The sequence below is a fragment of the Bradyrhizobium sp. AZCC 1588 genome (assembly GCF_036924735.1).
Classification (GTDB): domain Bacteria; phylum Pseudomonadota; class Alphaproteobacteria; order Rhizobiales; family Xanthobacteraceae; genus Bradyrhizobium.
In genome coordinates, this window is sequence record NZ_JAZHSC010000001.1 from 4,064,052 (window position 1) to 4,075,000 (window position 10,949).

General features: G+C 57.8%; 4 protein-coding genes, 2 tRNA genes and 2 rRNA genes (1 of these 8 only partly in view). 6 read left to right on the plus strand and 2 right to left on the minus strand.

Annotation, left to right across the window (positions count from 1 at the left end):
• Positions 1–400: 400 nt before the first annotated feature.
• Positions 401–1,351 (plus strand): hypothetical protein, encoded by a 951-nt coding sequence (locus V1277_RS19105; RefSeq protein WP_334417644.1) that lies wholly within the window; start codon positions 401–403, stop codon positions 1,349–1,351.
• A gap of 48 nt (positions 1,352–1,399) precedes the next feature.
• A complete protein-coding gene (locus tag V1277_RS19110) occupies positions 1,400–2,941 on the plus strand; it encodes a DUF2272 domain-containing protein (protein ID WP_334417645.1) in 1,542 nt (513 codons plus the stop codon).
• A gap of 117 nt (positions 2,942–3,058) precedes the next feature.
• Here V1277_RS19110 and V1277_RS19115 read toward each other — a convergent pair whose 3' ends face one another.
• Together V1277_RS19115 and V1277_RS19120 are read right to left on the minus strand one after the other, a co-directional pair.
• Positions 3,059–4,684, minus strand: a complete 1,626-nt coding sequence (locus V1277_RS19115) for a hypothetical protein (protein WP_334417646.1) — start codon at positions 4,682–4,684, stop codon at positions 3,059–3,061.
• 123 nt (positions 4,685–4,807) lie between these two features.
• Positions 4,808–6,877, minus strand: coding sequence for a M23 family metallopeptidase (locus V1277_RS19120; RefSeq protein WP_334417647.1), 2,070 nt, complete (start codon positions 6,875–6,877; stop codon positions 4,808–4,810).
• Positions 6,878–7,718: 841 nt separating this feature from the next.
• Here V1277_RS19120 and V1277_RS19125 point away from each other — a divergent pair.
• The 4 genes from V1277_RS19125 to V1277_RS19140 form a co-directional block, all read left to right on the plus strand.
• Positions 7,719–9,207 (plus strand): 16S ribosomal RNA (locus V1277_RS19125).
• Between the two features lie 211 nt (positions 9,208–9,418).
• Positions 9,419–9,495 (plus strand) — tRNA-Ile (locus tag V1277_RS19130).
• A 35-nt stretch (positions 9,496–9,530) separates the two neighbouring features.
• Positions 9,531–9,606: transfer RNA gene (locus tag V1277_RS19135), tRNA-Ala, on the plus strand.
• Between the two features lie 385 nt (positions 9,607–9,991).
• Positions 9,992–10,949, plus strand: a 23S ribosomal RNA gene (locus V1277_RS19140) (it continues 1,886 nt past the right edge of the window).
• Together the 16S and 23S rRNA genes with 2 tRNA genes alongside form the textbook arrangement of a ribosomal RNA operon.

Consider the following 10,949-nt stretch of genomic DNA (forward strand, 5'->3'; position numbering starts at 1 on the left):
TCGCTGCGACAGGCCGTATGATACCGCAACCTCGGCGAGCGCCGCGGTGCTGCATCAAAAAGGAGTGTTGTTGAAAAGAGACACGTAAAGCGATTTATCGCTAAGGGCGCAAAAAGGGACTTGAACAACCACGACAACGACACTCACAATCCCCGGATACTTTGAGGGTTGTATTTTAGAGGGTTGTATAATGCGTGCCGCGTGGATTGTCAGTTCTGGGCTCGCGTTATTTGTGGCGGGCTGCGCAGCGATCCCAAGGGTCGAATTGGCCGCTTACACGGCTGCGTATGCTGACATTCAGGTTGTTACAAATGGTATCCTCGACATAGTAGCGCCTTACGAACGGGTGGTGATCCGGTTCGCAGCACGAAGCGTGGCGAGCATTTCCAGCGGAGCGCCCATGGAAGCATTCGCGCAGGCGGGATCTGGCGCTCCAAATTTAGCGCAGCCAGATCCAAGCCTGCTGGCGCCCAGGCCAGAGCCCAAGCCAGATCCTAGTTTGCTAGCAAAAAGACCGCGTTCACCGGCACAGCCGGATCCGTCACTATTAGCCCGCCCCGCTCGACCAGCTCCGGGGATCGACGCCTCTTTGCTCGCGGGCTCGAGCACGGCAAAACCTGTGGCGCCGCGTGTTGGAGGCTTTGCCTCTGAGCGACCATGTCGAGGGTTCGGTACTGATCCGTACTGCTATGAAATGCGCGACGGCTACGCGGATATTGGTGATCCGCCGCTTGTTGCAGCTTACCGGAGTCTTTCGACTGTGATTTTGAGGTTCAATATGCTGCTCGTTGCCTATTCGGATGGCATCAGTGGTAGATTGCTTCGGCAGGAGCTTGAGGGCTTCTCTTCCTCGATCAATCAGATCAGCAAGCTCGCCCCGATTACGAATATTAGCGGTGCAGGCACTTTCGCGGCGAGCTTCACAGGAATCGTTAATTCGCTCTTGCCGATCGCAGATCTTGCTGGCGGCGTTGTCGACCGCTCACAGCTACGTATTTTTCTTCTCGAAAACTACGAAATCGTCGATCAGGCAATTCTCCTTATGGCGCAGAACTCTTCGCGGTTGTATGCGAACGTTTACGTTGGCACGCAGCTCTTTCAAATCAAGACACGTGGCGCAGGGGAAAGTCTGAATACCAGACGCCGCGAAATTCGTCGGCTTATCGCGAACTGGACCGTCTTGCTTGACGATACCCGAAGGGTCCTGCGTGAACTCAAGATCGCGATAGAAGTATCCGACGGGCTCGAGACGCGCATTCGCAATCTCGAAGCGACCGTGACTACCCGTATCGACACCAGTGCGATCAAGAAGCAGATTGCAACGTTGGGCACGCCGGCGCTGCCACCATGATTGCGTAATCAGGAAGATTTTCGAAGAGAAAAATTGCGGGAGCATAGCATGGCTGATGATCTAGAGGATCTGCGCGACGGCTTAAGTGCTTCACTGGATCAACTGCTGGCTGAACGTGATGCCGCACTCGTGGCCAGTGAAATGGACAAGGTAACGACCGCCGAAGCAGAGGCTGACCGGATAGGCGTTGTGCTGGCTACAGTCCAGTTTGCCATCAACAAGCAGCAAGCAATGAACATGAACGCAGTGGCGGCAAGACTGCGGGAAAGCGTCGAAGCGCAACGCGCTATCGGCTTGTCGACGGCAGCGAAGAGCATCGAGAAGTTGATCCAAACGATTGGTGGCGCTGAATCTGGTGGAGGCGGAGGTGCAAAAGGTCAGCGCAAGAAAGTGCGCGGCTCGGGACCGGTTACTGGCGACATTCAAGCAAAGCCGGGAAAGCACCAGGCCGTAGTCGAGAAGCTGATCGCTGGCGCGAAGAAACATGGGTTGGATCCCATGATGGTTCTTACATTCATTGCGATCGAAAGCGATTTCGATCCAACGCAGTGCAGTCCTGTCAGTTCGGCCGCTGGGCTTTTCCAGTTTATCGATTCAACGTGGGCTGCGGTTGGCGGTCCATCATTTCCGGGACGTGGCGGCGTGGGGAATGGCCATGCAGCAGGAGCGCCGGTTGATTTGCAGGTCGAGCTTGGTTGTGCCTTTACTGCTGACAATGTTGTGAAGCTCGCCAACGAACTTGGTCAACCGCCCACCGGGATGTTGGTCTACATGGCACATCAGCAAGGGATGGCTGGTGCACTTAAGATAATCAGAGCCAATCAGAATGCGTCGATCGAATCTATTACTGGCGTTGCCGCCGCTCGCAACAACGGATTCGCGGGACTGACGGTCGGTCAGACCATCAATAAGTTCAGTACGATCTACCGAAGCAATGAGGATGAAGCGCGCGCCCTTGTGACAATTATGGCTGGTGCAGATGCTGAAGAAGGGGAGCTCGCCACAAGCTCGGTGCTTCCCAAGGCTGCCCATATTGCGCTTACTGAAATGGAGATGTTTGCCCGCAAGGCCGGTGCTACAATAGTTGAAAGCCGAGAGCCTCTTAGAAGTCGTGTCCTGGAATACTTCGATTTGGTTGGACGTCCGGATATTACCGATCCGAGCGCAACGCCTTGGTCGGCAGCTTTTATCTCGTTCGTGCTGAAGACTGCAGGCGCTTCTCCAACGGAGTTCCCGATTTCGCCAAATCACTCCCGATACATCCTGGCCGGCCTGACCAATCGGGTAGCCAACAGGATGAACGCTTCGATTGTCTACTTTGATCGAAATGAGAGAGCGCCAAGGGTCGGAGATCTGATCGGATTTTCTCGTACTGCGTCAGTCAGGAATCGAGCAGACTTGGAGCGTTTGTTGCCCGATACGTTCTTCCCGTCTCACACCAATTTGGTCATTGACGTATCCCCTGGAAAGATCAAGGCAATAGGGGGGAATCTCAGTCAGACGATCAACGTAGTGAATGTGAGAACCGATTCACAAGGAAGAATTGATCCTTCGGATCAGCATTTCTTTCTGCTCCAGATGAACATTTAGCGGGAGGTCCAAGCAGCAGATTTGTGGCAGCAATGAAGTCGGTTTCATCGGCGTGATATTGGACGTTCGCGCGCCGCTACTAGACTTGATCAGCGCCCATCTCGATCTTGGGGACCCCTACTTCCTCACAACCTTGTAAATCGCGTTCTCGATATCCGACGAGAAGTAGATCACTCCTGTCGCCCCGACGCCGACGCCGGTCGGGATGTTGCTGGGCAGGCCGCCGGGCGCGGCGGGGAGGCCGATCGGGAGGTTGCCGGCGATTTCGGTGACGGCGCCGTTGCCTTGATCGATTTGCACGATGCGTTTCGCGCCGACTTCGGCCACGATCAGCTTGCCATCGGGCGCGACTGCGATGCCCTCTGGGCCCTTCAGGTCCTTGGCGATCACCGTTTTCTCGCCGTTGGCTTCCACCTTCGAGACCAGTCCGGCAAAAGCTTCGGTCAGATAGACCGTGTCGCCCGATCCGGCGGCGAGGCCGACCGGGCCTTCGAGGTTACCGATCACCACGGTACGGTCCTTGCCGTGTTCGCCGCTGGCGCGGACCAGCGATTTGCTGCCGAGCTCGTTGACGAGGATAGAGCCGTCACCGAGCTTGACGGCGTCGTGCGGCGCCTTGAAGCCGTGCAGCATCTCCTTGGTCTTGCCGGTCTTGCGGTCGATCAGTTGCACCGTGCCGGTGAACCAGCTCGACAGCAGCACGTCGTTGCCCTTGGCGGTGGCGCTCATCGGATATTCTAGCGTCACGCCGTCGGCATGCATGCGCGCCGGTTCGGAGACTTCGCCGGTCGCGCCGTCCACGGTGCGGTAGGCGAATACGTCGGCGATGTAGATCGTATCCTTTGCCCCGTCGGAGACGACGCCGATGCCGCCGGGCAGCGCCAGCTTGCCTGATATGACCTGCTTCGCCGCGCCGGTCTCGGGATCGACCTCTTGGATGCCGTTGTCGGCCATGTTGGAGACGAAGATGCGGTCTTTGTCGTCGATCGCGAGATTGTCCAGCGAGGGCTTGAGTTGGGCAACCATCTTCTTCGCGCCGGTCTTCGGATCGACCCGCATCAATTGGCCGAGCGCGGTGTCGACCACCCAGAGATTGCCCCTGGAATCAAAATTGACCGCGGCCGGAATCTTGAAGCCGTCGGCGACCACGGAGAGGTCGGCTTTGTCGACGTCGACTCTGGCGACCTGGCCCTTGAACCATAGAGGACCATACAGTCTGTCGTCCGGTCCGAATTCAAAGCCGTTGAGACCGCCCATCTTCTCCATGATCTTGCGCGGCGGCTTTGCGCCCTCGACATCGATCTCATAGAGCGCATCGCCCAAAAATACCTGCGTCGCGTACAGCCGCCCATCCTTGCGGAATGCGAGCGAGTTGATGCCGGGCAGGCCGGAGGCAAGTTTCTTCACCGGGCCATCGCCCTTGCGCGAATAGAGATCGCCGGTGAGGAAGGCGGTCCATGCCATGGTGCCGTCGGGCGCAAACGCAATGTCGTCGGACATGCCTTCGGGGGAGGGGACCGCAATCTTCGCCGTGCCGTTCGCGCGATCGACCTCATAGAGCGCGGCGCCCGCGACGCTACCGGCGAACAGGCGGCCGGACTTGTCGATGCCTAGCCCGTGCACGCCGTGGAACGCAGAGCCCGGAACCAGCTTGGTGACCTCATAGGTCTGCGCCGATGCGCCGGCCGCGTATCCAAAAGCGATCGCCGCAACAATCGCTGCGGGTGCAAGCCTGCTCGTCATGACGCTACCTCCCACGGATTTTTTGTGGATGCAGTATTTGTCGCTGCGGGAGGTTTGGCAAACGAAACCGTCGGGGCGCCTGCGCGGCCGCCCTGCCGGCCTTGCAGATATATTATCGAAGGCTCAGCGGCTGACCTGGCGCGTCTGCGGCGTGGTGCCGGTGGCTTCGGAAACCCGCGCCGAGTTGCCGCGGTTGCTCATCTGGGCGTCGAGACGGTCGCGCTCCTTTTCGAAGCTCGCCAGCATTGACCCTTCGAGCGAACGGCCGCGCGGCAGCTTGACGCGCATCGGGTCGACGAAGCGGCCATTGACCTTGATTTCATAGTGAACATGCGCGCCGGTCGACATGCCGGTCGATCCAACGAAGCCGATTACCTGGCCTTGCCGCACCCGCTTGCCGGGCTCCATGCCCTTGGCATAGGCCGACATGTGACCGTAGGCGGTCTCGTAGCCGTTATTGTGTTTCAGAAGAACATATTTGCCGTAGCCGCCCTCCCAGCCGACCTTCTCGACCACGCCGTTGCCGGAGGCGAAGATCGGCGTGCCGTAGGGCGTCGCCCAGTCCACGCCGGTGTGCATCTTGGTATAGCCCAGGATCGGGTGGCGGCGGCCGCCGAAGCCCGAACGCATGATGGCGTTGTTGACAGGTTTGCGGACCAGGAACTTCTTCGCGCTCTTGCCGGTCTCGTCGTAAAAATCGACGACGGAGTCGTCGGGGGTCTGGAAGCGGTAGTATTTTTTGGTCTCGCCGCCGACGGTGAGGGACGCGAACAGCACCTCGGTCTTTTCGGTGGTGGGGGTGGCTTCGTCGTCGCCGGCGAAGAACACGTCGAAGGAATCGCCCGGCTGCACCTTGCGCTGGAAATCGATGTCGTAGGAATAGATGCGGACCATGTCCTCGATCACGGCGGCCGGCACCTTGTTGCGCATGGCGGTCTCGTAGATGCTCTGGTAGAGCCGGACGCCGCTGCCATCATCCTCGTCGTCATCGTCGTCATCTTTGCCGGCGGGGGCTTCAGCGACGGTATTCATGCTCTGCACGTCGACCGCGACATATTTACCGACGTCCGACAGCGCGGCCACGGCTTCGACGGTGGTGTCGTTAGCGACGATCACGCGATAGGGCTGCAGCCGGGCGGCGGGGCCGAGGCCCGAGGGCGCCATCAGGATGCGCAGCTTCTGGCCTTCCTTCAGGCCGCCGTCGCGGCCGCGGGCGCCAAGGGTCAGCGCGATCGCCCTGGCTTCATCGGGCGTCGCGCCCTGGTCGCGCAGGATCGAAGCGACGCTGTCGCCCTTCCTCACGATGTGAACGCGTTCGCCGGTGGGGTTGCCGCCGGTGATCTGGTCCTTGGTCTTCGGCAGCAGGGTGACATTTTCCGGCACGATGCGGGTTTCAAAGCCGGCATAGGGATCGGAGACGTTGCCTTCGGTGGCATAGGCGAGCTTGAGATCGGACTGCACGCCGCTGGCGTCGGCGGCTGCATTGGCAAGCGCCGTGTAGCGGACGCCGCCCGAGCCGCGCCAGTTCGCGGCATCCCGCACCCGCATCAGGACTTCGTCCAGCGCGACCACGGCGGAAACTTTCGCCTTCGGCAGCACCGTTGCGAGATCCTTGGTCACGAAGGAAACCTCGGCGTCGGGTTCGACCGCCTCGGGATTGTTCGGATCCTCGGAAGCCGGCTGAGTCGGGCTGCCGACATCGGTGAGCATGCGCTGCGCGTTGAACGGCGGGATCTTGGCGGCGAGATCACTCGTCGTCATCGATAGATTGCCGGAGATGCGAACGAATGGCCGCACCCGCATCACGTCGCGGTTCCCGACGCGGGTAACCGTCGATACCCGCATCACATTGCGCGAGGCGGTGGATTCGCCGGGCGGCGGCAGGCGGTCGCTCTTGTGCAGGGTGGCGGTGCGGTCATTGGCGCCGAATGCTCCGCGCAACGCGCCTTCGACGCGCTCTGGCACCTTGGCAAAGGTCATTTCGCCGTCGAGGGACGCAAAAACGGCGCCGCCGATGAGGGCCGCGCCGCACAGACCGGTCAGGATAGTGCCGCTGAACCATTGTACAGAGACACGGCGGCGATCGATCACCGCGGCTTCGGAGCCATCGACGGAAAGTGGCGGCTCGTGACCGAGATCAATGATCCCGATCTCGCGTCCATAGCCGCTTCCGCGTGGCGCCTTCTGGCTCAACCCTGTATCCCCCCAAATTCCATCAACATCCGACAAGACCTCGCCCGATCCAGACCCCACGTTTCCGCCCTTTTGAGGGAGCGATTCCGGAGCATGGCGTTGCCGCACGCATGGAAATTCGGGAATCAGAGGCCAGAAGAAGACCGGCCGCAGTCTCGAACGTCAATGGTCAGCAGATCTCTCGAAGTTTCCTGGCCGCGTGGGAAAGGCGACGGGTTCCTCGAGACCGCCTGTCCCGGGTAGATGAACACCGGGCAGCCCCCACTGGCATCCGGTGATTCAATGCTTACCTTATAGTCAGAACGTCGCAGGATTGTGGCTCAAGTGCGGCCAAAGGCCCGAAACATAGGGACTTCTTGGCGTCCCAAAATTCTTCGACGTGATGCGACAATTTGTTGACGAAGGGCGTTGACAACCCCGATCGGGCGGGCCTATAACCCGGCCACTGAGCGCGGCGATGCATTGGCCCCGAGGCCAAGGCATCTATTCGCGCCCCGTAAGCTCCTCATTACGATGAGTGACTCAACAGCCGATACCAGTCGGTTGTTAATTGTCGTCGGATGGGTGGCTACGGAACCTTCCAGAGATGGAAGGGTGGGATCCCCAGCGGTCCCGGGCTGTTTGACAAGTGAAGATGAAGAAAGAGAAACGTGGACGGCGGAGTCCTTGCGAGTCTCGGTCGCTTGAATACGCAAGTATTGAAGCATTGAGGCTGGACGAAAGACTTCGGCGGTACACGTTTTAAAGGTTACACCATCGTCGTCAGCGATGTGAATCGCGGGCGATAAATATGGTGGGACCTCGTCAAACGTTGTGATCAGCCGGTTCAAGGTTTCAAGTCCAACTTGAGAGTTTGATCCTGGCTCAGAGCGAACGCTGGCGGCAGGCTTAACACATGCAAGTCGAGCGGGCGTAGCAATACGTCAGCGGCAGACGGGTGAGTAACGCGTGGGAACGTACCTTTTGGTTCGGAACAACCCAGGGAAACTTGGGCTAATACCGGATAAGCCCTTACGGGGAAAGATTTATCGCCGAAAGATCGGCCCGCGTCTGATTAGCTAGTTGGTGAGGTAATGGCTCACCAAGGCGACGATCAGTAGCTGGTCTGAGAGGATGATCAGCCACATTGGGACTGAGACACGGCCCAAACTCCTACGGGAGGCAGCAGTGGGGAATATTGGACAATGGGCGCAAGCCTGATCCAGCCATGCCGCGTGAGTGATGAAGGCCCTAGGGTTGTAAAGCTCTTTTGTGCGGGAAGATAATGACGGTACCGCAAGAATAAGCCCCGGCTAACTTCGTGCCAGCAGCCGCGGTAATACGAAGGGGGCTAGCGTTGCTCGGAATCACTGGGCGTAAAGGGTGCGTAGGCGGGTCTTTAAGTCAGGGGTGAAATCCTGGAGCTCAACTCCAGAACTGCCTTTGATACTGAAGATCTTGAGTTCGGGAGAGGTGAGTGGAACTGCGAGTGTAGAGGTGAAATTCGTAGATATTCGCAAGAACACCAGTGGCGAAGGCGGCTCACTGGCCCGATACTGACGCTGAGGCACGAAAGCGTGGGGAGCAAACAGGATTAGATACCCTGGTAGTCCACGCCGTAAACGATGAATGCCAGCCGTTAGTGGGTTTACTCACTAGTGGCGCAGCTAACGCTTTAAGCATTCCGCCTGGGGAGTACGGTCGCAAGATTAAAACTCAAAGGAATTGACGGGGGCCCGCACAAGCGGTGGAGCATGTGGTTTAATTCGACGCAACGCGCAGAACCTTACCAGCCCTTGACATCCCGGTCGCGGACTCCAGAGACGGAGTTCTTCAGTTCGGCTGGACCGGAGACAGGTGCTGCATGGCTGTCGTCAGCTCGTGTCGTGAGATGTTGGGTTAAGTCCCGCAACGAGCGCAACCCCCGTCCTTAGTTGCTACCATTTAGTTGAGCACTCTAAGGAGACTGCCGGTGATAAGCCGCGAGGAAGGTGGGGATGACGTCAAGTCCTCATGGCCCTTACGGGCTGGGCTACACACGTGCTACAATGGCGGTGACAATGGGATGCTAAGGGGTGACCCTTCGCAAATCTCAAAAAGCCGTCTCAGTTCGGATTGGGCTCTGCAACTCGAGCCCATGAAGTTGGAATCGCTAGTAATCGTGGATCAGCACGCCACGGTGAATACGTTCCCGGGCCTTGTACACACCGCCCGTCACACCATGGGAGTTGGTTTTACCTGAAGACGGTGCGCTAACCGAAAGGGGGCAGCCGGCCACGGTAGGGTCAGCGACTGGGGTGAAGTCGTAACAAGGTAGCCGTAGGGGAACCTGCGGCTGGATCACCTCCTTTCTAAGGATGATCCTTCAGATAGCTTGCTATCTATCGGATCGTTTTAGAAACATCAGTGGCCAACAATCGTCAGGATTGTTGAGCTGCATTGGCGGGATTTCGCCGTCTTCGTTTCTCTTTCTTCGCGGACGAACACGCGCCAGGGGCTTAGCGCTTGTGCGATGCATTTGGCGTGAGCCGATTGCGCGCGAGCTTGAGTCCTTCGTGTTAGGGGCTTGTAGCTCAGTTGGTTAGAGCGCGCGCTTGATAAGCGTGAGGTCGGAAGTTCAAGTCTTCCCAGGCCCACCACTTTGATCGAGTGCGGAGCATTCGTCTTCTGGTACGGGGCCATAGCTCAGCTGGGAGAGCGCGTGCTTTGCAAGCATGAGGTCGTCGGTTCGATCCCGTCTGGCTCCACCAGATGAAATCGAAGATCGAGAATGCCTCGAATAATCGTCCGCGAAACATCACTTCGCACGCGCTTGTCCGGATGGACTGCGACGTGCGTGATATCTGACATCGTAAAGAGGAGATCGATCCGAGTTTGGGATCTGCAAAGCAATTTGCGGGCTCTCATTCATAATCTCCAGGTCATTTCGGCGCTCGTTCATCGCAAGATGATCGGGTTGTAAATGACCTTTTTAGCGAAGCTTGACCGCCTCGCTATCGGTTCGATCTTACGAAGCAAGCTGGTCTTTCTAATCAGTGTCCGGCTGTTGCAATCGCATTCATCGAGGATGCGTGCCTTCAATGGCTGTTGCGCAGACAACATTCTGCCGAGTGTGTGGACATTGATAATGAGAGCAATCAAGTGCCTTAAGGGTGTTCGGTGGATGCCTTGGCGCTGAGAGGCGATGAAGGACGTGCTACGCTGCGATAAGCCGTGGGGAGCTGCGAAGAAGCTTTGATCCACGGATTTCCGAATGGGGAAACCCACCTTCGATAGCTGGAACTCCAAGATCTCTATCTTGGGGTTCGTACAGCAATGTGTGAGACCAAGCCGTGAGGTTTTGGATTTCCAGTTATCAAGTGAAGGTATGAAATCTCTGAATTCATAGGAGGTTTTAAGCGAACCCAGGGAACTGAAACATCTAAGTACCTGGAGGAAAGGACATCAATCGAGACTCCGTTAGTAGTGGCGAGCGAACGCGGACCAGGCCAGTGATACATCAAAGACAACCGGAACCTGTCAGGAAAGCAGGGCCTCAGAGGGTGATAGCCCCGTACGGGTAATGCGATGATGTATCCTTGAGTAAGGCGGGACACGTGTAATCCTGTCTGAACATGGGGGGACCACCCTCCAAGCCTAAGTACTCCTCAGCGACCGATAGTGAACCAGTACCGTGAGGGAAAGGTGAAAAGCACCCCGACGAGGGGAGTGAAATAGACCTGAAACCGGACACCTACAAACAGACGGAGCCCAAGATACGTTCTGGGTGACGTCGTACCTTTTGTATTATGGGCCAGCGACTTAATTTAACGAGCAAGCTTAAGCCGATAGGCGTATGCGCAGCGAAAGCGAGTCTGAATAGGGCGCCAAGTTCGTTGTATTAGACCCGAAACCTAGTGATCTAGCCATGAGCAGGTTGAAGGTGAGGTAACACTCACTGGAGGACCGAACGGGTGTCTGTTGAAAAAGACTCCGATGACTTGTGGTTAGGGGTGAAAGGCCAATCAAACTGGGAAATAGCTGGTTCTCCGCGAAAGATATTTAGGTATCGCCTCGCATGAATGCTTCGGGGGGTAGAGCACTGGATGGGCTA